This window comes from Rhodospirillaceae bacterium (assembly GCA_016712715.1).
Classification (GTDB): Bacteria; Pseudomonadota; Alphaproteobacteria; order Dongiales; family Dongiaceae; genus Dongia.
In genome coordinates this window covers 1,047,203-1,067,660 of the sequence record JADJQM010000003.1, presented here as the reverse complement: position 1 = coordinate 1,067,660, position 20,458 = coordinate 1,047,203, and the positions used below count along the sequence as shown (strand labels likewise).

Genomic DNA, 20,458 nt, shown 5'->3' with positions numbered 1-20,458 from the left:
CGGTTTTGCGCCGGAGCGGGATCATCTTTCGCATCATAGAAGAAGCATGCCATGTCCCGCGTAAGCCTCGAACGCATCACCAAATCCTTCGGCGACGTTACCGTCATCCCGCCGCTCGATCTGGAAATCGCCTCGCGCGAATTCGTCGTATTGGTCGGGCCGTCCGGTTGCGGCAAGACCACGACCTTGCGCATGATCGCGGGCTTGGAGACGGCAAGCTCGGGTATGATCAAGATCGGCGACCGTGACGTCACCAATCTGCGACCGGGCCTTCGGAACTGCTCCATGGTGTTCCAGAATTACGCGCTCTATCCGCATATGACGGTGGGGGAGAATATCGGCTATGGCATGAAGGTGCGCGGCACCTCCAGGAGCGAGATCGAGACGGCGGTGAAGAACGCCGCCCGCATCCTCAACCTTGAGCCCTATCTTGAGCGGCGCCCCAAGCAATTGTCCGGCGGCCAGCGCCAGCGCGTCGCCATCGGCCGCGCCATCGTGCGCAACCCGGATGTCTTTCTGTTCGACGAGCCGCTCTCCAATCTTGACGCCAAGCTGCGCATCGAAATGCGCACCGAGATCAAATCGCTGCACCGGCGCCTGCAGACAACGGTGGTCTACGTGACCCACGACCAGGTCGAAGCCATGACCATGGCCGACCGTGTCGTCGTGATGAATGGCGGCCGCATCGAGCAGGCCGCCGACCCGATCACGCTCTACGAAAAGCCCCGCAATCTGTTCGTGGCGGCGTTCATCGGCGCGCCCAGCATGAACTTCGTCGAGGGCGAACTCGGCGGCGAGAATGGCAGCCTCAGCTTCCGCGCCGCTGGCTTCAGCATTCCGATTCCGGCTGCCCGCCACGCAGCCTACGCGCCCCATATTGGTGCCAAGGTCGTGGCCGGGATCCGGCCGGAACACACCGTCTCCGGCGGGCGGCTCCTGCCGACAATCGAATTGAAGGTGCGTGACGTGGAACCCCTGGGGCCCCACACCCTCCTCATCGGCACCGCCGGTGGCGCGCCCTTTACCGCCCAGGTGGCGGCGCATACCAAGGCCGCGGCCGACGACACGGCTCTCATTCCGATCGACGCCGAGAAGATGCACATCTTCCTGAAAGATGGCGGCGCCGTCATTCCGGCCTAGGGCCTCCCCCTTTCTATCGGCTGCCCTCGGCCGGGCAGATACTCTCCGACAATGGGACGCCAACGGCGGCATTGCTCCTGATCATCGTCAAACCGATGCGCGGCTTCGCGCGGGGATTTGCAACTTCCTGTCGGGCGATTGGGGCTCATGACGCAGCGCGGGACCCGTTGCCGGCGTTTTCGGCCCTGAAAGCCTGTTTTTGTCATCCTAAAATATAGTTTAAGTCATTGATACGTCATGAGATTGATATATGTTGTTGCGGCGCAGCAAAAAACCCCTTGATTTCGCGTCGGGACTGCCTCATATAGACCTTCAGATTGTGCACTGCACAACAAACCAATTTCTCTAGAACCGTTTTACTGAGGAGACGCCACCATGGCCAAGACCCAGACCACTTTCGAGACCACCACCCCGACCCCGGCTTTCCCGGACTTCGCCAAAATCGATTTCACCAAGATCCAGGCCGATTTCGGCAAGTGGTTCGGTGACTATTCCAAGACCTTCGCCAACGGCAAAGCCGGCCTCTTCGATTTCGAAGGCGTCGTTGCCGCCCAGAAGAAGAACTTCGAAGTTCTGACCGCCGCCAACCAGGCCGCCTTTGAAGGCGTCAAGGCCGTTGCGCAGCGCCAGGCCGAAATCGCCCGTAAGGCGGTTGAAGAGTTCGGCAAGGTCGCCAAGGAACTGGTCGAGCCGGCCAGCGCCGAAGAGAAGCTTGTGAAGCAGGCCGAGCTGACCAAGGCCGGTTTCGAGCAGGCCGTTGCCAATGTGCGTGAGATCACCGATCTCGTGCAGAAGTCGAACACCGAAGTCGCTTCGCTGATCCAGGGCCGTTTTGTCGCCCAGATCGATGAAGTGAAGGCGGCGCTCGCCAAGGCCGCGAAGAAGTAAGCCACGACGATCGCGCTACGGCGCCGGCTGAGCAGCCGCGCTGACAACCGCCCGGTACCGCAAGGTGCCGGGCGGTTTTGCTTTGGGGGTGCCGCGAGGTTGCTCGGGAAGGGCCCCTGCAGCACAGAAAAAGGCCCGGGACGTTGCCATCCCGGGCCTCTAGGCATTCTCAAAAACCGCGCCGGTCAATGGAGCCGGGTGTCGACTTCCTTGATCGCGGCATCGACCAGGGCGCTCGCACGGCTGTCGTCGAGGCTGCCGGCGATCAACTTGCGGGCGGCAGCCGTTGCCACATCGACCGCCTCGCGGCGGACTTCGGCGATGGCGGCGGCTTCGGCCTGGGTAATCTTCTCCAGTGCCAACTTCTCGCGCCGGGCAAGGGCCGCTTCAAGATTGGTGGCGGCTTCCCGCGCCTGGCGTTGAGCCACCGCCTGCGCGGTTTGGATGATCTCGGCCGCTTCGCGCAGGGCGTCTTTCTGCTTGCGCTGGTATTCGCCGAGCAGGGCCTGGGCCTCATCCTTCAGCTTCTGTGCTTCATCGAGATCGGCTTTGATCTTGATGGCGCGCTGGTCGAGCATCTGGACAAGTGCCTTCCAGATCTTCGGGCCGGCGAAGGCCAGGAAGATCAGGCCGCCGACATTGACCCAGAAATGCGGGTCGGCAAGCATGCTGATTTCATGTTCGACTTCCATCACGCACGCTCCTTCACGATGGCATCGACCGCGGCGCCCGCAGCTGCCTGATCGACACCGGCGCCGGTCAACTTGCCGGCGATGCCGGCAGCGAGATCCGTGGCGATCGCCTTGACCTGGGCTAGGGCCTCGGTCTGGGCGGCCTTGATGCGGCCTTCGGCAACACGGGTCTGCTCGGCGAGGCGCTTGCCGAATTCGGCTTCGCGCTTGGCGGTTTCGGCAGCGATCTCGGCAGCAGCCTTCGCCAGCTCGGCCTGAGCCGCCGCCTTGGCATCGGTCATCGCCTTCTCATAGGCAGCAAGGACGCCAGCCGCTTCGGCGCGCAGCTGCTCCGCCTTGGCGAGATTCCCCTCGATGCGCTCGGCGCGCTGGTCGATGATCGCCGCCACCTTGGGCAGGGCCAGCTTCGACATCAGCACATAGAGTGCCACGAAGGTCACGACCAGCCAGACCAGCAGCGGCGAGAATATCGCGGGATCGAATTGGGGCATCATCCCCTCCCAAATCTTCTAACTGGAGATTACGAACCGGCCGGCTTCTGAAAATGAGCCGGCCGGGCGTAGAATCGCAACGTTCTTAGAGATCGTCCGTTCTGGCCTTAGCCGAACAGGATGATCATGGCGATGACGAAGCCGAACAGACCGGTGGCTTCGATCAGCGCGAAGGCAAGCATCGGGTTGACCTTCAGCTTGCTCTGGGCTTCCGGGTTGCGGAACGCACCCTCCATGTAGCTGCCGAACAGGGTACCGAGACCGATACCAGCGCCACCGAGGGCGAGTGCCGCAATACCGGCGCCGATCATTTTCGCGGCTTCGAGTTCCATGATGGATGTCCTTTCTTGGGATTAAAACGTTGCTTGGTGTTGATGGAAAAGTTTTTCGCCTGCGGACCTTTAGTGCGCCAGGTGAATGGCGTCGTTGAGGTAGATGCAGGTGAGGATGGCGAACACATAGGCCTGGAGGAGCGCGACCAGCACCTCAAGCGCGAAGATCAGCGGAATGGCGGCGAGCGGAATGGCGCCCAGCGCGAAGAACAGGCCACCGAGGCCGACCACGAAGGTGCCAAGGACCCCCAGCATGACGTGACCGGCCACCATGTTGGCGAACAGTCGGACCGAGAGGCTGATCGGGCGGATGAGATAGGAGATGATTTCCAAGGGGATCATCAGCGGCATCAGCCACATCGGCGCGCCGGCCGGGGCGAAATAGCTGAAGTAATGCCTGCCGTGCTTCACGAAGCCGACCACCGTCACGACGGTGATGACCATGAAGGCCAGCGCAAAGGTGACGATGATGTGGCTGGTGACGGTGATGGCGCCGAACAGGCCGATGAGGTTGCAGCCCAGGATGAACATGAACAGCGAGAAAACGAGCGGGAAGAAGGCCTTGCCCTTGGGGCCGGTATTCTCTTTGAGCAGATTGGCGATGAATTCGTAGAAAAACTCGACCATGCCCTGGAAGCGGCCCGGAATGATGGTGGCCTTGCTCATGCCGGCGACGATGAAGATCGTCACGAGACCGACCACCACCGCCATGATCAGCGAGGCGTTGGTGAAGGAGGCATCGACGCCGCCGAAATCCAGCGGCATCAGCGTCTTGATCTCGAACTGGGCGAGTGGTGAATGGGCGTCGGCCACGATGTCATCCCCGGTTGTTGCCGCCCGCGAACCCTACCTGGACATGTGTCCCGGTCAGGCCCGAAGGGTCGACGCTTTAACGTTGATCCTTCTTGGAAGCTTCCAGCTGCTCCATCTGCTTCGACACGCGCATCACATTGAGGATGCCGCCGCCAAGGCCGAGAATCATGAAAACCAGCATCAACCAGGGGCGCGTGCCCAGCCATCCATCGATGACATAGCCAATCCCCAGACCGACCAGCAGCCCCGCCAGCAATTCGACGCTGAGGCGGAAGCCATATCCGAGCGACGTACCCTCTCGGGCGAGATCGCCGGAATCCGATTCCCCGATCCGTTCCCGCGCCGCTTTCAGCTTCGCGTCGAACTGGTCCAGGTTATCGGGGTTCTGTTCGGTCATTGTCGCCGATCCTCAAGGTATCCCCCGAGCAACAAGCCGCTACCCCCGCCAATCGGAGGATCGGCGGAAGCGCGCGCAACATAGGCAAGGGGGGATAGGCTGTCAAGGCGATTTGAGGCATATTAACTGATTGAAAGATATTGCAAAAATTGGATTGTGGCGAGGCCTGCGACAGGGTCACGCGGAAGCTGCCAGGATCGCTGCCGGAAAGGACCCGGCAAGGCTCGGGGGAAGGCGCCGGCGGGCGGGCCGTAGCTGGCGTTCCAAGCCTCAAGCACTGTCCTTGGCGGGGATGCCGTTTTGCGACACCCTGTGCCTGGCGTGCAAGGAGGGGCGGCCAGCATCCGGTCGACGGGCAGAAGGGGGAGAAGGTTGAGAAAGGTCGTCGCGTTCATTCTGGCTGCCATCGTCTGTGGGGGTGGCATGGTCGTCATGGTGCTGGCGGGTATCCTCGCCGTGCTGATCACGGACCCATTCTCGCCATTCTGGGCTGCCTTCGCACCCTTGGGGCTTGCGGCGGCGCTTTTAACAGCCTGGCTCGTGGGGCGGGTGCCGCCCTGGCTTTATCCCGTCCATCCGAACGGCAAGGTCTGGACCCGGATCGCCTGGGCCGTTTCGCTCGCCGTCAGCGGATTCTGGGGCTATGGGGTGGCCGATATGCTCACCTCGCCCATGCACTGGCAGTAAGGGTGCATGGCGGCGCTGGGCGCGTTAATATTTGCCACCGTCGCTTCGGTGTGCGCGGTCATTCGGACGGAAATGGAATAGACCTTCATGTATTTCCAACGCGCAGGCGTGCTGGACGCGGCCATGGTCGAGGCCCAGACTCATCTCGCCTATGGCAAATGGGTTCCGGTCCTCGGGCGCCTGCCCAAGCCGATGACAGCGGATTACCGCGAGGTGGTACGCCATCATGTGGTCGAACTGCTGGTCAACGATTCCGGGATCGTGGTGGGCCTGGTCGAACTCATCCCGCAGGCCGACCATTGGCTGATCGAGAATGTCGTGGTCGACCCGGCCGAACAGGGTAAAGGCTATGGCCGCAGCCTGGTCCGGCATGCCGAGGACCTGGTGCGCGCCGCCGGGTTGCGCCTCATCCGCCTCTACACCAACAAGCTCTTTGTCGAGAACATCGCGCTCTATCTCAAGCTCGGCTACGCCATCGATCGCGAGGAACCGTTCAAGGGCGGCTACCTCGTGCATATGAGCAAGGCACTGGGGTAGGTCGCTTCAGACCTCTTGAAGTGCGTTACGACGCCGCCTTCAGGTGGCCGATTTCCTGGAGGTCGACCGAGACCAGCTGAGAGACGCCGCGTTCCGCCATGGTGACGCCGTAGAGGCGGTCCATGCGGGCCATGGTCAGGCGGTGATGCGTGATGACCAGGAAGCGCGTGCCCGAGGCTTCGGCCAGTTCTTGCACCAGGTTGCAGAAGCGCTCGACATTGGCGTCATCCAGCGGTGCGTCGACCTCGTCCAGCACGCAGATCGGTGCTGGGTTGACGAGGAACACGGCGAAGAGGAGCGCCAAGGCCGTCAGCGCCTGTTCGCCGCCCGACAGCAACGATAGAACCTGGAGCTTCTTGCCGGGCGGGCTGGCGAAGATCTCGAGGCCGGCATCGAGCGGATCCTCGGCCTCGGTCAATTGCAGATGTGCCTTGCCGCCGCCGAAGAGCCGCGTGAACAGCGAGGTGAAATGGCCGTTCACCAGTTCGAAAGCAGCGAGCAGCCGTTCGCGGCCTTCGCGATTGAGGCTGGCGATGCCCTGGCGCAGGCGTGAAATGGCGTTGATGAGGTCGGAGCGCTCGGTCTGCATGCCGGACAATTGCTGGTCGAGCTCGTTGGATTCGGTCTCGGCGCGCAAGTTCACGGGACCGATATTCTCGCGCTCGCGCAGCAATTTGTTGAGGCGCTGCTCGGTATCCTCACGGCCCGGCAACCCTTCGCCGGGATCGAGTTCAGCGAGGGCCAGAACTTCCTCGGGCGAGCATTCGAGCTTCTCGCGGATGCGCTCGGTCAAGGTGGTGGCCGCTTCCTTGGCCTGCTCGATGGCGGCCTCGGCGCGCACGCGCTGCTCGCGCGCTTCGATGAGCTTGTGTTCCTCGCCCTTGAGGCCGCGATCGGCTTCGTTGAGGGCCGTCTCGGCCGCTGCCAGGGCGTCGGCGGCGTCGCGGCGCTTTTCCTCGGAGACTTCGAGGAGATCCATGAGGTCGCTGCGCTGCTGCGCGATCTCACCGGGCAAGGCAGAGAGGCGCTCGATTTCGGATTCGATATGGGCGCGGCGCTCGACCAGTTCATCAAGATGCTGCTGCGCGCGCTGGCCGCGCTGCTCCCAGGAGCGGAGTTCGTCGGCGATGGCGAGGAGGCGCGTCTGGCGCTGTTGCGCCTCGCGCTGCAGGCGATCGAGCGCGGAGCGCGCTTCGACGAGACTCGTGCGGCGCTCGGCCACTTCGGGCCGCAATTCGTTGATGCGGTGGCGCGCCTGGTCCAGGTCGGGCAGGTCGGCACGCTCGCTGGCGGCGGCTTCCAACTGTCCTTCCAACTCGGCGATGTCGCCGGCGACGGCTTCCGCCTGTTCGCCGACGGCGGCAAGGCGCGACTGCAACTGCGTCGCGCGCTGTTCGACGCGGGCGGCGGCATCGCGCGCGGCCCGCGCGGCGTTATAGGCGGCCTGCAGGGTCTGGCGCTGGCTGCGCTCGCGGTCGATGAGGCTTTGGGCTTCGTCGCGCGCGGTGCCGAACTGCGCTTCGACCTCGGCAAGGGTTGCTTCGGCGGCGCTCAGCTCATCATCAAGCTGGCGCAGGCGGTTGCGCTGCTTGAGGCGCGTGGCGGCGGCGGTTTCCGTGCCGGCGGCGATGGTGAAGCCGTCCCAGCGCCACATCGCGCCATCCTTGGAGACCAGACGCTGGCCCTGGGCGAGCTGCGATCCCAGCGCACGGCAGGTGGCTTCATCCTCGACCACGCCGATCTGTGCGAGACGCCGGCCGAGCGCCACCGACCCGGTGACGAAACGCGACAGCGGCTCGGCATTGCCGGGCAGGCCCGGGGCCGCGCCGACAGTCTCGCCTTCGCGCCAATGCGATGGCGCACCAAGATCGGTCGAGGCCTGCAGATCGTCGCCGAGGGCGGCGGCAATCGCGGTTTCGTAGCCGGCTGCGACAGTCAGGCTGTCGATGAGCGGCGGCCACATCTCGGAATCCGAGGTGGCAAAAATCGAGGAGAGCGCGTCGGCTTCGGCCTTCAGGCGCTGGCGGGCATCCTGGGCCTGTTGCAGTTGCGCGCGGGCATTGGTTTCGGCTTCACCAGCCAGGCCACGCTGGCCTTCAATCTCGGCGAGGATCGCTTGGGCTTCTTCCAGTGCCGCTTCGGCTTCGGCCACGGCGGCACGGGCTGCCTGCGTCTCGGCATCGTTTTCGATTTCGGCGGAGAGACGCTGCCGCTCGGCATCCACTTCCTGCGCGCGGTTGGCAAGACGCTGGCGGCGTTGTGCCAACTCATCCAGGCGGCGGGTGAGGGCGTGAGCGCGGGCTTCGGCCGCAGCCAGATCCTGGGTGAGGCGGCCAAGCTCGGCTTCGCTCTCATCGACCTCGGCTTGGGCGCCTTCGACGCGGCGCTGGGTTTCTTCGGAGATCGCGGCTTCCTCGCCGGCGGTCTCGGTGATGATGGCGCGTTCTTCGGCAAGGCGTTCGGCAGCGGCGACCGCATCGGTGGTCAGCGCCAGTTCGCGGCCGTGATCTGCCTCGTTCTCGCGCAGCTGCCGGTCGGCATCAGCGCGCGCCTGGGCAATGCGCTCTTCTTCCTTGTCGAGGGCACCGCGCGCGATGGTCAGGCGCTGCAATTCCGCCGCGGCCTCGGCTTCCGCCTGGCGGAGGCTCGGCAGGATGGTGGCGGCCTCGGTCTGGCGTGTGGCGGCGATGGCCGCGGCCGAGGTCAGCGAGACGACGGCGGTCTCGGCCGCCATCAGGGTCTTTTCGGAATAATCCAGGCGCTGGCGCGCATCCTGCCATTGGATGTGGAACAGGATCGCTTCGGCGCGGCGGATATGGTCCTGCAGGTTCCGGTAACGAGACGCCTGGCGCGCCTGCTTCTTCAACTGGCCGAGCTGGCTTTCCAGCGTGATGATGACGTCGTCGAGGCGCGCAAGATTCGCTTCCGCCGCCTTCAACCGCAGTTCCGCTTCGTGGCGGCGCGTATGCAGGCCAGTGATGCCGGCAGCTTCCTCGAGCAGCGAGCGGCGGTCGGTGGGCTTGGCGTTCACGATGGCGCCGACGCGGCCCTGGCTCACCAGGGCGGTCGAATGAGCGCCGGCCGAGATATCGGCGAACAGCAGTTGCACGTCGCGGGCGCGGGCTTCCTTGCCGTTGACCTTGTAGGTCGACCCTTCGCCGCGATCGATGCGGCGCGAGATTTCCAGATCATCACTGTCGTTGAACTGGGCCGAAGCGCGGCGATCGGCATTGTCGAGGGTCAGCACCACCTCGGCGACGTTGCGCGCGGGCCGGCTGCCGCTGCCGCCGAAGATGACGTCATCCATCTCGCCGCCGCGCATGCGCTTGGCCGAGGTCTCGCCCATCACCCAACGCAGGGCTTCGACCAGGTTCGACTTGCCGCAACCGTTGGGGCCGACGATCCCCGTCATACCCGCCTGAATCGAGAGCTCAGTGGATTCGACGAAGGATTTGAAGCCGGTCAGGCGGACTTTGTTGAACTGGACCAAGGCAAGCGTTCCTTAACTGGCAGTGATCTTGGTTGGGATCTCAGTTGGCATCCTGGGCGAGGGCGTCGAAGATCGCCTTGAATTCCTCGAACGATTTTTCGCCCTTGATGACGATGCCGTTGACCACGAAGGTCGGGGTCGATTCCACCTTGTACGCCTTGTCGGCATTCTCGGCCGAGGCGGTGACCTTGTCCTTGATGGCCTGATCGCTGAGGCAACCCTGGAAATCCTGGCCGTTGATGCCGGCGGCTGCGGCGATGACGGCCAAAGCCGGGGCGGAATTCTCGATCACCCAGGCCTGCTGCGTCGCGAACAGCTGGTCGACCATGCCCCAGTAAGCGAGCGGCGAGACGCAATGGGCCAGCATCGATGCCTGGACGGCGGGACCGTTGAGCGGGAAGTCGCGCAGCACCAGCTTGACCTTGCCGGTGTCGATATACTGTTTCTTGATCTCCGGCAGCACCGTCATGTGATGGCGGGCGCAATGCGGGCAAGAGAGCGAGGAATATTCGATGAAGGTGATGGGTGCGTTGGCATCGCCCAGAACCATGTCGCCTTCCTGGGCCTGGTTCATCGGGCTGTCGATCGGGGCGGGGAGGCCCGCCAGTGCAGGATTGTCGCTCACGGCAAGGGCGGCGCCGGGGCCGTAATGGGTCCAGGCATAGAAGCCGCCGACACCGGCCAAGGCCAGAACCACAACACCGATCACGAGATTGCGCGCGTTCAACATCGCCTCCATTTCGGGGCCCCAAGAATGAGGCCCGATTTCGCCGCTATTTGGCAGGATTCAGAGGGGCTTGCAAGCAAGGGATCGGTGACCTGCCGATGGGGCCGCTGCCACAATTGGAGAGTCGCCGTGTAAGCCGTTGGATTCGGGCGAGTCGCCCTTTGTCCAGTCGGATTCTGCCTGCAGCTCAATGTTTCCGGGGCTTTAGGGGCGCTTGGCCCGCGCCGCCCCGAGTCGCTGCAGGGCCTCGCGGATATCGGGATCGCTGATTTTTGAAAGGTCGAGGGGCGCGGTTGGTCCCGGCGCCGGGCGGCGCGCCTTGGGGGCGGCTTTGCGCCGGTCGCCGATCTCGATTTTGATCTCGGTGATGGCCGGATAGCCGAAATAGCGGGTGATGCGTTCCAGGATGCGCGGCTTCAAATGCTGCACTTCCAGGCTGGCAGCGGGACTGGCGCGCAGGGTGAGGGTGCCGCCGGCGATATTCGGGGTAACACCCGAAGGAATGGCAGGGGCCGCGGCCTTCTCGCCCTTGGGCCTCGGCAGGCGCATCTTTACCGGGATGGCGAGGCGCGCGATTTCCTCGCCGACGATGGTCGGCCAGGCGCCGATGAGGCCCGCTTCCGCAAAACCCTTCTTCCCGAGGGCGAGCTTGGTGAGGTTGGGGACATTGCTGGCCAGGGCCGACAGCCGGTAACGGCGTTCGGCTTCCACCCCAGGCTTCGGTTTTCCTTCTTGGTCGCTCATGGGCCTCAGTCTAAGGTCGCCCGCCATGACACGCAAATCCGCGCCGCGCAGACAATCACCGTCGCCAGCATCACAGCTCCTTGCCTGGTATGATCGCCACCGGCGGCACCTGCCCTGGCGCTCTGGCCCGGGCGAGCCGGCCGATCCCTATCATGTCTGGCTGTCCGAGATCATGCTGCAGCAGACGACGGTGGTCACGGTCGGCCCCTATTACCAGGATTTCCTCAAACGCTGGCCGCGCGTGCAGGATCTGGCGGCGGCCCCGCTCGACGATGTGCTGACCGCCTGGGCGGGGCTTGGCTATTACGCCCGCGCCCGGAACTTGAAAAAATGCGCCGAGGCCGTGGTGGCGGATCATGGTGGCATCTTTCCAGAGACCGAGGAAGGCTTGCGCAGCCTGCCGGGCATCGGCCCCTATACAGCCGCTGCCGTGGCGGCGATCGCCTTCGACCGGCCGACCACCATTCTCGACGGCAATGTCGAGCGCGTGATGGCGCGGCTCTACCGGGTGGCGGCACCTTTGCCCAAGGCCAAGGAAGAACTGCGCGAGCTGGCGTCGCGCTTCACGCCGCAGAAACGGCCGGGCGATTACGCGCAGGCGATCATGGATCTCGGCGCCACGGTGTGCACGCCGACCAAACCGAAATGTTTCCTTTGCCCCTGGCGCGAGATCTGTGCGGCGCATGCGGCGGGCGACATGGAGGCCTACCCCAAGAAATTGCCCAAAGTGGCGCGGCCGCAGCGGTTTGGCCTCTGCTATGTGATGATCGACAAACAAGGCCGCATCGCGCTCGAGAAACGTCCGGAGAAAGGCCTCCTCGGCGGCATGGTCCAGGTGCCGACCAGCGACTGGCTGGGACAAGCCTTTGACGAAGGCATGGCTGATGAACTGGCGCCGCTCAAGGCCAAATGGCGGCGCCTGGAAGGAAGCGTCACGCATGTGTTCACCCATTTCGCCTTGCATCTCGTGGTGTTCGCAGCGACGGGTGTGAAGGCCGACGCGCGCTATCAGTGGGTGGAGATCGACAATCTCGGCAACGTTGCGCTGCCGAGCGTGATGCGAAAAGTGGTGGAGCACGGGTTGGCGAAGCTTTCGTAGTTGCCTACCTACTCAGGGGGCTCCATAGAAAATTGCGGGCGGATGGATCGCGTGTCATCAGACAATCAGCAATTGGCGCGGGCGCTCAATTTGGCCCAGAGGAGGAACGCAGCGCTGCAGCGTCTGCGCGGCAATCCGGATGTTTCATCCGATCCCGAACTCAGGCGATTGACTTCTTCGCTCAAGATGGCTGTCGATACGCTGCTGCTGGCCTATCAGGAGGAAGCGCGAAACTCACCCTGGTATACCTTTGCTGCGATCAAGCGAGCGGCCGATGTTGAAATGGCCAATGCGCCGCACAAAGCGGCCCAGGCGGCTGCGAAACACGGCCGTGACATCATCAAGGACGCAGTGGCGGTGCTGGACGGCCGAACGTCGGATGAAGTGATGAATGCGACCATCATCATGGCGACGGTTGCCGGCAAGATCATGCAGCCTAGCGCCAATATTGACTGGGACGAGTTCCAGGCAATGTTCGAAGACCCAGGCCAGCGTATCGCCAACCGCCTGCGCCAGCTTCAATATGACTTGCTGAACGCAGGACTCGCAGCGGTAGAGCTGGCGCCAATTGCTGTACCAACTGCGGGTAAGACCGAACTCCTCACGTCCCAGATTGGGCAAGGTGCGGATAGCGCTCATTCGGCCTGGATTGAAGAATGGTACGACTCCATCACCGGCAAGGGATTGGATTTGCGCGAAGCTATTGGTGCCCTGCAGGTCTGGCTGCCACGCATTGACGCGCTTGCCCAATCCCCGGATGCCGATGCCGCAGAATCGCGAGCCCTGGCGCTTGAGCAGCGAGCCCTCGTCGCGGCAATCGATCGGCTACCCGCGGAGCTTCGAGAGTTTGCCAAGCCCTGATCCACGCCTCGCCCGTGCCCCCCACCCAAACTCTCCTTCTGAAGGGAGAGGTTTTAAGAACGAGGGCGAGGCTAGCGCCTCAGTGCAGCTCGGCCCGCAACTGCTGGCGATAATAGTCGATCGGGATCAGCTGTCCTTCACGCGGCACGCACCAGAATTGCCAGCCATTGCAGGCAGGCGCCCCTTGCACGGCGGCACCGACCTGGTGGATCGAACCACGGTGATCGGAGGAGATGAGCGTGCCGTCGGCGCGCACCTTGGCCGTAAAGCGGCCATTGGTGCTGGTGAGCACGGTGCCGGGTTCAAGGAGGCCGCGCTCAATGAGCCAGCCGAAGGGAATGCGCGGCTCTTCGCGCTTGGAGATGATCTGCAGCATTTCGCTTTCGGGAACTTGTTGCACTTTGGCGATGCGGGCGCGGGCCACTTTGATGTAATTGGGATCGCGTTCGATGCCGATATAGCGACGACCCAGTTTCTTGGCGACCGCACCCGTGGTGCCGCTGCCGAAGAAGGGATCGAGCACGACGTCGCCGGGCTTGGTCGCCGCCATCATGACGCGGTAGAGCAAGGCTTCCGGCTTCTGGGTCGGATGGCTCTTGACGCCGTCCTCGCCCTTGAGGCGCTCGGACCCGCTGCAGATCGGCATCAGCCAATCGGAGCGCATCTGCAGGTCGTCATTCAGCGTCTTCATCGCCTCGTAATTGAACTGGTAGCGGCTCTCGGCGGACTTGGCGCACCAGATCATGGTCTCATGGGCATTGGTGAAGCGCCTGCCGCGGAAGTTCGGCATCGGGTTGGTCTTGCGCCAGATGACGTCGTTGAGCATCCAGTAGCCGAGATCCTGGAGCTTCGCGCCGACCCGGAAGATGTTGTGGTAGGAACCGATCACCCAGAGCGAGCCGTCGTCCTTCAGCACACGCCTGGCGGCCTTCAGCCAGCCTTCGGTGAATTTGTCGTAGGTGGCGAAATCGGCGAATTTGTCCCAGTCGTTGTCGACCCCGTCGACACGGCTGTTATTCGGCCGGTGCAGCTCGCCGCTCAACTGAAGATTGTAGGGTGGATCGGCAAATATCATGTCGATCGACCGCTCAGGGAGCGAGTTCAGGGCTTCGATACTGTCCCCGCCGATGATGGAATCGAGGGGGAGAGTGGTGAGGTTTGTCTTCGGCGCTTTCTTTGTCATGGCGCCGATCCTGAGTCACGCGACTCCGCGTGTCAACGAGAAAGTGTTATGAGTCAGTCGGTTATCGTAATGTTCTCAGATACAGGTCGAAACGAACGTCGGTGATGGGGGGTGATGCCATGGGTCCTGATGGCACCCAGATGGTGGGCGGTTCCATAGCCCGCATTGCGCTCCCAACCATATACGGTATGTGTCTCGGCCAGCTGACTCATGATCTTGTCCCGCTCCACCTTCGCGAGAATCGAAGCCGCGGCGATGGAGAAGGATTTTGCGTCTCCTTTGACGACGCAGGTGGTGTTGCAGGAAAGACCCGGTGCCAGATTGCCGTCGACCAGGGCATGGGTCGGTTTTAGCGCGAGTGCCGCGACGGCGCGGCGCATCGCAAGCTGGCTGGCGCGCAAAATGTTGATCTCGTCGATCTCAAGGACGCTCGCTTCGGCGATGGCGAAGATGGCGATTTCGCGCAGCCTCAGGGCGATCTCGGTGCGCGCCTTGGCACTCAACTTTTTGGAATCATCGAGACGCAGCAGCAGATCAAGGGGCAGGCGCGCCGGATCCAGGATGGCGGCACATGCCAGCACGGGACCCGCCAACGGCCCGCGTCCCACCTCGTCGACGCCGCAGACAATCTGTCCGTCGCGCAGCCCCGCAGCGATTTCATAAGACCAATCCGGCATGTCCCAACGTCCTGAGTGTCAAGCGCACATAGTGCTGTGTCACAGGAGTCGAGGCAAAGAAAGAGCAGCAGAACGTCCTTCGCCGCTTGTCGTCGACACCTTTGCTTGTCATCTTAGAGTGTGTGCGATCATCACGTGTATGAGGCCGGACCAGAATGCGTCAATCGACTAGGGGTATTTGCTGTCTTGTGGCGATGGCGCTTATGGTGGCGATCGCGGCCAAGAATGCTCGGGCTGAAGGCGATCCGGCCCCTGATACCCTACCGCCGCAAGTGAGCATCGCCGATGAAGCATTGCTGCGGCAGATGTTTGCCAGTCACACCATGTATGGCTTCTATCCGCCGCCATATGCCGGCAAATGGGCGGAATACTACTGCCCGACAGGTCGCACTGCATTTGTATACGAAGACAAGTTGATGGAGGGACGCTGGTGGGTTGAAGCCGGTGCAGTTTGCTTTTCGTATGACCCGCCCGGCCATGATCAGAAGCAATGCTACGACGTGATGAGGACCGAAACGAAGGTGCTCAAGCTCCATGCACGGGTGGTGGGCTCAAGTGACTTTGTCGATGATGTCGTCATCGAAGATATACTCCCCGGCGATCCATTTCATATGGCGAAGCTGATCGGGGCGGGTTGCAGCGATCTTTCCAGTTGAGGCAAGAGAATGCAGATGAATGGGCAGGCTGCCATATCGAGGGGCTCGTTGATGGGCATTGCACGCACAATCGCGTTGACCTTGCCATTGGCATGTTTGCTGGCGCTATGGCCGGCAGGGATTGCCGCATGGGCGGAGAGCGCCGGTGTCGCCATCACCGATGCTGCAACGCTGCGCAAATTCTTTGCCGGCAACACAGTCTATGGTGCGAACAGCCGGGATGGTGTGGTGGATTTCAAGTGGAGCGAATACCATTGTGCGAACGGCCGCTCGGTCTATGTGCGGGGCTTCGACATCTACCGCGGCAAATGGTGGCTGGAAGGAAGCGAGGTTTGCTACGCGTATGAGGATCTCGATCCCGGCGCGCATTTCTGCTTCCGCCTGTTTCCGCAAGGCGACGGCACCTATGATCTCGAAAGCCGCGCGGAGCCCACCGAAGATGTCAGCCACGTCACCATCCTCGGCCAGGTCGCTGGCGATCCCTTCAAGATCCAGAACCTGGTCGGCGGCACCTGCGAGGAATTGTCGAGCTGAGGCCGATCAGTTGCCTTCCGGCATGATGGTGCCGTCTGGCGCCATGACGATATTGCCGCTCTGGCCGCCCTTGGTGCCGGTTGCATGCCAGAAATTGTCGCAGCCCTTGCGCTCGATTTTCACATTGCTGTAGCCTGCGGCCTGGAACTGGGTGATGGCTTGTTCCGCCGTCGAGCCGTCGATGATCTCGCCATTGGTACAGTTGTTGCTACCTGAGGCGCTGAGGTCGGTCGGCGCCGTCATGACCGCGTTTTCCGCCGATGCCGGCGCAGTGGCGAGCAGCAAAAGCAGGGGCGCCAGCAGGCTGGCGGAAAGGGCAATTGATCGCAATGTATTGGTCATAATGAACCTCATGCACAAATTGAGCTAAGGCAACAACAGATTCGGCGGCAGCTTGTTCCTTGACGGGACTCGGCGACTCAATTGCCGCCTGGCATCACGCCGCCATCCGGCGTGATGATGAGATTGCGCCTCTCACCGCCCTTGATGCCCGTTGCGCGCCATGAATTGTCGCACTCCCGCTCGAGAAGTTTGACATCTGTATAGCCGACAGCTTCCACCCTCTGGCGGGCCTGGGCGGCAGTCGACTCGTCAAGGACCGCGTCACTGCCACACGCACTGCCGGCGGTGACGAAATCGGTCGGCGTTGTCGACACCGCGTTGTCCGCAGCGGCCGGCGCAATTGCCGGCAGAAGGGTGAAGGCCGCACATAGGTTCGCGGCAACGATGGTCGCTCTTAACATCTTGTCCACGACAGATCTCGCAACCAAATCAAAGCCGCATCCGGGCCACCGCATGAACCGGGGTTTGCGCCAATCGTTCCGACTTATTTCAGGATTGTCGTCGATAAGTGCTAGCCGAACAGACTGAGCTGCGTGGTATCTGCCGGTTTCTCAGGCCCGGTCATGCGATCCGCCGGGACCCTGAACAGGCTGGTATCGACATCCCAGCGATAGCCGTTGAGGCCACAACGCTTTGCCGCGGCCTGGACTCGCTGCCGGATGAGCGTCGCATAGGGACCGCTGCCTTTCATGCGTTCACCGAAATCCGATCTATAGAGCGCACCGTCGCGGCATTCGCGCACCATGTCGAGAACGCGCTTGGCGCGAAGCGGGTGGTGCGCCTCGAGCCACTCCGTGAACAGATCCTTGATCTCGAGCGGCAGGCGCAGCAGCGTCCAGTTGACGCTGCTGGCGCCGGCTTCCGTTGCTGCCTCGACGATCTGCTCGATCTCGTGATCGGTGAGGGCCGGGATGATCGGTGCCACCGAGACGCCGACCGGAATCCCCGCCGCCGCCAGTTGCCGGATGGCGTCGAGCCGCTTCTGCGGGGTCGAGGCGCGCGGTTCCATCACGCGGGCGAGATCGCGGTCGAGGGTCGTGACCGACAGATAGACCTTGGCGAGCTTCTTCGCCGCCATCGGCGCCAGCAGGTCGATGTCGCGGACGACATTGGCGGATTTGGTTGTGATGCCGAGCGGATGATTGTAGGCGGAAAGCACATGCAGCACTTCGCGCGTGATGCCGAATCGCTTTTCGATCGGCTGATAGGGATCGGTGTTGGCACCCAGCGCAATGACACTTGGTTTGTAGCCAGGCTTGCGCAGCTCCTTTTCCAGGAGCTTCGCTGCATCTGCTTTCATATAGAGCTTGGTCTCGAAATCGAGACCGGGCGAATGGCCGAGATAGGCATGGGTCGGCCGCGCATAACAATAGATGCAGCCGTGCTCGCAGCCGCGATAGGGATTGATCGACTGGTCGAAGGGAATGTCCGGCGATTGGTTGCGGCTGATGATCGAGCGCGCATTGTCGAGGGCGATCGTGGTCTTGAGCGGCGGCAGATCGTCATCGACACCTGCGGTCGGTTTTTGCCGGCGAGATTGACCTGGCGCCCCATTGAAGGTGAGGCCGGAAAAGGCCTCGCCCTGGGACCAGCCATCATCTTCCAGCGGCCGTTGCCCGGGCTCGAAGCGGCCGGCCCGGTTGGTGACGGCGCCGCGCCCTTTGCGGGCCGTTTGGGGCGGGGGGGAATCGTCGAAAGGATCGACCGGATCACGTTCATAGCGCATGGCAAAATCGTGCCATGGCGGATAGAACATTACAAGAACAAACGCTGCAAGCCGACTATTTCAGATGTTCCGTGAGGCGGGGCATCAGCTCAACGAGGTTGCAGGGCCGGTGACGGTAGTCGAGCTGCCATTTGAGGATCTCGTCCCAGCCATCGCGACAGGCGCTGGGCGAGCCCGGCAGGGCGAAGAGATAGGTGCCACCGGCGACACCGCCCACGGCCCGCGACTGGATCGTCGAAGTCTTGATCTTCTGGTACGAAATCCAGCGGAACAGTTCGCCGAAACCATCGATCTTCTTCTCGAACACGCTTTCGAAGGCTTCCGGGGTCACATCGCGCCCCGTGACGCCGGTCCCGCCGGTCGAAATGACAACGTCCACTTCCGGATTCTCGATCCAGTCATAGAGCTGGCCGGCGATGCTGGCGACCTCGTCCTTCACGATGGCTCGGGCGGCCAATGTGTGACCGTCGCGCTGCAAGAGCTCGACCAGCGTGTCACCGGAACGATCGTCCGCTGCGGTACGTGTGTCGGAAACTGTCAGGATCGCGATCCTGACGGCGAGGAACGGGCGCTGTTCGTCGATGCGCGACATCTGCGCGAGGCTTTCGCTTAGTTGGAAGCGGCCGCGATATTGTCGCCGCGCTGATAGGTCGGCCACGCGCCGTTGGCGACCGCCTCGAGCGAGCGCTGCGGCTGGCCGAGGCGCGCCTGATAGACCCAATAGGCACCGATCACGCGCTCGACGAAATTGCGGGTCTCTCGCGACGGCATGCTTTCGATGAACAGCAACGGATCCTCGGAACCGCGGATGCTCTTCTTCCACTTGGCGAGATTGCCGGGGCCAGCGTTATAGGCCGCGGCCATCATGAACAGATCGCCTTTGACGGCCGGATCCTCGAGCAAGCGCTGGATGTATTTCTGGCCGTAGGCGAGCGAGGTCAGCGGATCCTTCAGACGCATGCCGGTGGGCGCGCCGATGGCCTTCGCCGTGCCGGGCATCAACTGCATCAGGCCGAGGGCACCCGCGCCTGAGACGGCGTTCGGGTTGAAGCCTGATTCCTGCCGCATGACGGCAAACAGCAAGGCCTGATCCACCGTGAAGCCGTTGCTCGGCTTCCACGAGGGCAGCGGGTAGAGCGCTGCGTCCATCCGGGCACCGCCCTTGAGCTGGCGCCAGGCGCCGATCTTCAAGGCGAGCGAGGGCAGGCGATAAGCCTGGCTGATGGCGATGAGCGCGTCGCTGATCTCAGGCCCAGCTTCGCTCTGGAGAATAAGGAGTTCCTTTTCCGCGAGATCGGTCTGGCCGATCTGCAGGAGGCCCAGCGCGCGTTTGCCGATGCGCGAGGTCATCAATTGTGTGCCGTGGCTGCCGGTCAGGGTCGGCACACGCCAATCGAATTGCGGCTCGAGGCCCAGCGCACGGGTGGCGAGCTGGCCATAGAAGGTGCGGGGAAATTCGGCCGCAACCTTCAACCAATGACTGACCTTGTCCGGATGCTTGGCGCGCACATGGGCGCGGCTGGCCCAATAGGCGGCGGCCGATCGGTCCCAGCCGGAGGAATCGGTACGGATGGCGGCCTTCTCGAACTGCTTGGCAGCCTGCTCATATTGCTTGGCGCGCCAGGATTCGAGGCCGGCCTTCCAGTTCGGGTCGTTGTCGCTGGAGTTCTCGTCCGGCGAACCGACCCGGGTAATGTCGAATTTCGGCTTGGTGAGCGCGGCCTTCTTGACACCCTTGATGCCGGCCAGCTTGTAGATCGCCTCGGCCTCGGGAAGGTTCGCATAGGATTTCAGCCAGTCGCTGAGTTCCTTCGGCTTGCTTTTGTAGCCCGGCGCCAGATAGCGGTTGGCAAGCACGTGGCCCAGCAAGGCGGGATCAGTGAGATCGCTGATCAACCGATCGGAACCGGCAAAGTCGCCTTGCGCCTGACGGCGGAAGATTTCACGGTAGCGATCGGCGTTCACGGCATCGAGCGGCTGCGGTACCGTCGCGCCGAACACTTCCGGGCCGGTCTGCAGCGAAGCTGTGCTGCTGCCATCGCCCAAAGTCGCGGCGCTCAGTTCATCCGCTTTGGCTGCCATGGTGCCGACCCAAGCGATCGGCGACAACAAGGCCACCATCGCGGTCGACGCCAGGAAACGGCGCCAGCCGTGCTGCTGAATCTTACTCTGCAATCTGTCGCCCCCCTTAGAGCGAATGCCTCGGACACTCCGAAGCCACCCGTCATTAACGGACATTCACGTTTTCTGGTTCCCAGCGTTACCGATTCGAAGCTGTGACGTCCAGAAAAAAAGCCCGTCTCGATCTACAGATATGGTGTCGTAGGCGGTATTAACCACTATATATTGATTTGATCGGTAAAATTTTATGTGAGCGGGCGTTTGGTCGCGGCTATGTCACAGGATGGCCAAATTCGTTAACGCCGGCAGATAGCTAAAATG

At 62.7% G+C, this 20,458-nt stretch carries 23 protein-coding genes; 8 read left to right on the top strand and 15 right to left on the bottom strand.

Going from position 1 to position 20,458, the window contains the following annotated elements:
- Positions 1 to 51: 51 nt before the first annotated feature.
- Complete coding sequence (ugpC, locus tag IPK59_22665) at positions 52 to 1,140, top strand: sn-glycerol-3-phosphate ABC transporter ATP-binding protein UgpC (protein ID MBK8161433.1); 1,089 nt, start codon at positions 52 to 54, stop codon at positions 1,138 to 1,140.
- Between the two features lie 375 nt (positions 1,141 to 1,515).
- Positions 1,516 to 2,028 carry a phasin family protein gene (locus IPK59_22660; protein ID MBK8161432.1) on the top strand — a complete coding sequence of 171 codons (513 nt, stop codon included), beginning with the start codon at positions 1,516 to 1,518 and terminating at the stop codon, positions 2,026 to 2,028.
- 185 nt (positions 2,029 to 2,213) lie between these two features.
- On the opposite strand, the gene IPK59_22655 is transcribed toward IPK59_22660, so the two are convergent.
- The 5 genes from IPK59_22655 to IPK59_22635 form a co-directional block, all read right to left on the bottom strand.
- Positions 2,214 to 2,720, bottom strand: a complete 507-nt coding sequence (locus IPK59_22655) for a F0F1 ATP synthase subunit B (GenBank protein MBK8161431.1) — start codon at positions 2,718 to 2,720, stop codon at positions 2,214 to 2,216.
- Positions 2,720 to 3,211 (bottom strand): F0F1 ATP synthase subunit B', encoded by a 492-nt coding sequence (locus IPK59_22650; protein MBK8161430.1) that lies wholly within the window; start codon positions 3,209 to 3,211, stop codon positions 2,720 to 2,722. The genes IPK59_22655 and IPK59_22650 overlap by 1 nt, the downstream gene beginning before the upstream one ends.
- A gap of 107 nt (positions 3,212 to 3,318) precedes the next feature.
- Entirely contained in the window at positions 3,319 to 3,543 is a 225-nt protein-coding gene (gene atpE / locus IPK59_22645; protein MBK8161429.1) for an ATP synthase F0 subunit C, read from the bottom strand.
- Positions 3,544 to 3,612: 69 nt separating this feature from the next.
- A complete protein-coding gene (locus tag IPK59_22640; GenBank protein ID MBK8161428.1) occupies positions 3,613 to 4,356 on the bottom strand; it encodes a F0F1 ATP synthase subunit A in 744 nt (247 codons plus the stop codon).
- A 76-nt stretch (positions 4,357 to 4,432) separates the two neighbouring features.
- The gene (locus IPK59_22635) at positions 4,433 to 4,753 is read right to left on the bottom strand and encodes an AtpZ/AtpI family protein (GenBank protein ID MBK8161427.1); all 321 of its coding nucleotides are present in this window, start codon (positions 4,751 to 4,753) and stop codon (positions 4,433 to 4,435) included.
- A gap of 372 nt (positions 4,754 to 5,125) precedes the next feature.
- On the opposite strand from IPK59_22635, the gene IPK59_22630 reads away from it, so the two are divergent.
- Together IPK59_22630 and IPK59_22625 are read left to right on the top strand one after the other, a co-directional pair.
- Complete coding sequence (locus IPK59_22630; GenBank protein MBK8161426.1) at positions 5,126 to 5,440, top strand: hypothetical protein; 315 nt, start codon at positions 5,126 to 5,128, stop codon at positions 5,438 to 5,440.
- 87 nt (positions 5,441 to 5,527) lie between these two features.
- Positions 5,528 to 5,977 carry a GNAT family N-acetyltransferase gene (locus IPK59_22625; GenBank protein MBK8161425.1) on the top strand — a complete coding sequence of 150 codons (450 nt, stop codon included), beginning with the start codon at positions 5,528 to 5,530 and terminating at the stop codon, positions 5,975 to 5,977.
- Positions 5,978 to 6,002: 25 nt separating this feature from the next.
- Here the strand turns inward: IPK59_22625 and smc are convergent, their stop codons facing one another.
- From smc to IPK59_22610, 3 genes are all read right to left on the bottom strand, one after another.
- Complete coding sequence (gene smc / locus IPK59_22620) at positions 6,003 to 9,467, bottom strand: chromosome segregation protein SMC (protein MBK8161424.1); 3,465 nt, start codon at positions 9,465 to 9,467, stop codon at positions 6,003 to 6,005.
- A gap of 40 nt (positions 9,468 to 9,507) precedes the next feature.
- Entirely contained in the window at positions 9,508 to 10,206 is a 699-nt protein-coding gene (locus IPK59_22615) for a DsbA family protein (GenBank protein MBK8161423.1), read from the bottom strand.
- A 192-nt stretch (positions 10,207 to 10,398) separates the two neighbouring features.
- Positions 10,399 to 10,938 carry a DUF721 domain-containing protein gene (locus IPK59_22610; GenBank protein MBK8161422.1) on the bottom strand — a complete coding sequence of 180 codons (540 nt, stop codon included), beginning with the start codon at positions 10,936 to 10,938 and terminating at the stop codon, positions 10,399 to 10,401.
- Positions 10,939 to 10,963: 25 nt separating this feature from the next.
- Between IPK59_22610 and mutY the strand changes: the two genes are divergently transcribed.
- Both mutY and IPK59_22600 read left to right on the top strand, forming a co-directional pair.
- Positions 10,964 to 12,037 (top strand): A/G-specific adenine glycosylase, encoded by a 1,074-nt coding sequence (gene mutY / locus IPK59_22605; GenBank protein MBK8161421.1) that lies wholly within the window; start codon positions 10,964 to 10,966, stop codon positions 12,035 to 12,037.
- Positions 12,038 to 12,079: 42 nt separating this feature from the next.
- The gene (locus IPK59_22600; protein MBK8161420.1) at positions 12,080 to 12,898 is read left to right on the top strand and encodes a hypothetical protein; all 819 of its coding nucleotides are present in this window, start codon (positions 12,080 to 12,082) and stop codon (positions 12,896 to 12,898) included.
- 79 nt (positions 12,899 to 12,977) lie between these two features.
- Here the strand turns inward: IPK59_22600 and IPK59_22595 are convergent, their stop codons facing one another.
- Together IPK59_22595 and IPK59_22590 are read right to left on the bottom strand one after the other, a co-directional pair.
- A complete protein-coding gene (locus tag IPK59_22595; protein MBK8161419.1) occupies positions 12,978 to 14,081 on the bottom strand; it encodes a site-specific DNA-methyltransferase in 1,104 nt (367 codons plus the stop codon).
- A 53-nt stretch (positions 14,082 to 14,134) separates the two neighbouring features.
- Positions 14,135 to 14,758, bottom strand: coding sequence for a ribonuclease HII (locus IPK59_22590; protein MBK8161418.1), 624 nt, complete (start codon positions 14,756 to 14,758; stop codon positions 14,135 to 14,137).
- Between the two features lie 188 nt (positions 14,759 to 14,946).
- On the opposite strand from IPK59_22590, the gene IPK59_22585 reads away from it, so the two are divergent.
- Both IPK59_22585 and IPK59_22580 read left to right on the top strand, forming a co-directional pair.
- The gene (locus IPK59_22585) at positions 14,947 to 15,414 is read left to right on the top strand and encodes a hypothetical protein (protein ID MBK8161417.1); all 468 of its coding nucleotides are present in this window, start codon (positions 14,947 to 14,949) and stop codon (positions 15,412 to 15,414) included.
- A gap of 51 nt (positions 15,415 to 15,465) precedes the next feature.
- Complete coding sequence (locus tag IPK59_22580) at positions 15,466 to 15,948, top strand: hypothetical protein (protein ID MBK8161416.1); 483 nt, start codon at positions 15,466 to 15,468, stop codon at positions 15,946 to 15,948.
- Between the two features lie 6 nt (positions 15,949 to 15,954).
- Here the strand turns inward: IPK59_22580 and IPK59_22575 are convergent, their stop codons facing one another.
- The 5 genes from IPK59_22575 to IPK59_22555 form a co-directional block, all read right to left on the bottom strand.
- Positions 15,955 to 16,290 (bottom strand): hypothetical protein, encoded by a 336-nt coding sequence (locus IPK59_22575; protein ID MBK8161415.1) that lies wholly within the window; start codon positions 16,288 to 16,290, stop codon positions 15,955 to 15,957.
- Between the two features lie 77 nt (positions 16,291 to 16,367).
- Complete coding sequence (locus IPK59_22570) at positions 16,368 to 16,700, bottom strand: hypothetical protein (GenBank protein MBK8161414.1); 333 nt, start codon at positions 16,698 to 16,700, stop codon at positions 16,368 to 16,370.
- Between the two features lie 101 nt (positions 16,701 to 16,801).
- A complete protein-coding gene (locus IPK59_22565; GenBank protein MBK8161413.1) occupies positions 16,802 to 18,016 on the bottom strand; it encodes a PA0069 family radical SAM protein in 1,215 nt (404 codons plus the stop codon).
- A gap of 55 nt (positions 18,017 to 18,071) precedes the next feature.
- Complete coding sequence (gene moaB / locus IPK59_22560; protein MBK8161412.1) at positions 18,072 to 18,608, bottom strand: molybdenum cofactor biosynthesis protein B; 537 nt, start codon at positions 18,606 to 18,608, stop codon at positions 18,072 to 18,074.
- A gap of 17 nt (positions 18,609 to 18,625) precedes the next feature.
- Entirely contained in the window at positions 18,626 to 20,191 is a 1,566-nt protein-coding gene (locus IPK59_22555; protein ID MBK8161411.1) for a lytic transglycosylase domain-containing protein, read from the bottom strand.
- Between the last annotated feature and the right edge of the window lie 267 nt (positions 20,192 to 20,458).

Coding starts and splice junctions, on each gene's coding strand:
- IPK59_22660 (MBK8161432.1), top strand. CDS start 1,516: ATGGCCAAGACCCAGACCACTTTCGAGACCACCACCCCGACCCCGGCT.
- IPK59_22565 (MBK8161413.1), bottom strand. CDS start 18,016: ATGCGCTATGAACGTGATCCGGTCGATCCTTTCGACGATTCCCCCCCG.
- IPK59_22615 (MBK8161423.1), bottom strand. CDS start 10,206: ATGGAGGCGATGTTGAACGCGCGCAATCTCGTGATCGGTGTTGTGGTT.
- ugpC (MBK8161433.1), top strand. CDS start 52: ATGTCCCGCGTAAGCCTCGAACGCATCACCAAATCCTTCGGCGACGTT.
- IPK59_22655 (MBK8161431.1), bottom strand. CDS start 2,720: ATGGAAGTCGAACATGAAATCAGCATGCTTGCCGACCCGCATTTCTGG.
- IPK59_22650 (MBK8161430.1), bottom strand. CDS start 3,211: ATGCCCCAATTCGATCCCGCGATATTCTCGCCGCTGCTGGTCTGGCTG.
- IPK59_22610 (MBK8161422.1), bottom strand. CDS start 10,938: ATGAGCGACCAAGAAGGAAAACCGAAGCCTGGGGTGGAAGCCGAACGC.
- IPK59_22580 (MBK8161416.1), top strand. CDS start 15,466: ATGGGCATTGCACGCACAATCGCGTTGACCTTGCCATTGGCATGTTTG.
- IPK59_22625 (MBK8161425.1), top strand. CDS start 5,528: ATGTATTTCCAACGCGCAGGCGTGCTGGACGCGGCCATGGTCGAGGCC.
- IPK59_22595 (MBK8161419.1), bottom strand. CDS start 14,081: ATGACAAAGAAAGCGCCGAAGACAAACCTCACCACTCTCCCCCTCGAT.
- IPK59_22635 (MBK8161427.1), bottom strand. CDS start 4,753: ATGACCGAACAGAACCCCGATAACCTGGACCAGTTCGACGCGAAGCTG.
- atpE (MBK8161429.1), bottom strand. CDS start 3,543: ATGGAACTCGAAGCCGCGAAAATGATCGGCGCCGGTATTGCGGCACTC.
- mutY (MBK8161421.1), top strand. CDS start 10,964: ATGACACGCAAATCCGCGCCGCGCAGACAATCACCGTCGCCAGCATCA.
- IPK59_22600 (MBK8161420.1), top strand. CDS start 12,080: ATGGATCGCGTGTCATCAGACAATCAGCAATTGGCGCGGGCGCTCAAT.
- IPK59_22590 (MBK8161418.1), bottom strand. CDS start 14,758: ATGCCGGATTGGTCTTATGAAATCGCTGCGGGGCTGCGCGACGGACAG.
- moaB (MBK8161412.1), bottom strand. CDS start 18,608: ATGTCGCGCATCGACGAACAGCGCCCGTTCCTCGCCGTCAGGATCGCG.
- IPK59_22575 (MBK8161415.1), bottom strand. CDS start 16,290: ATGACCAATACATTGCGATCAATTGCCCTTTCCGCCAGCCTGCTGGCG.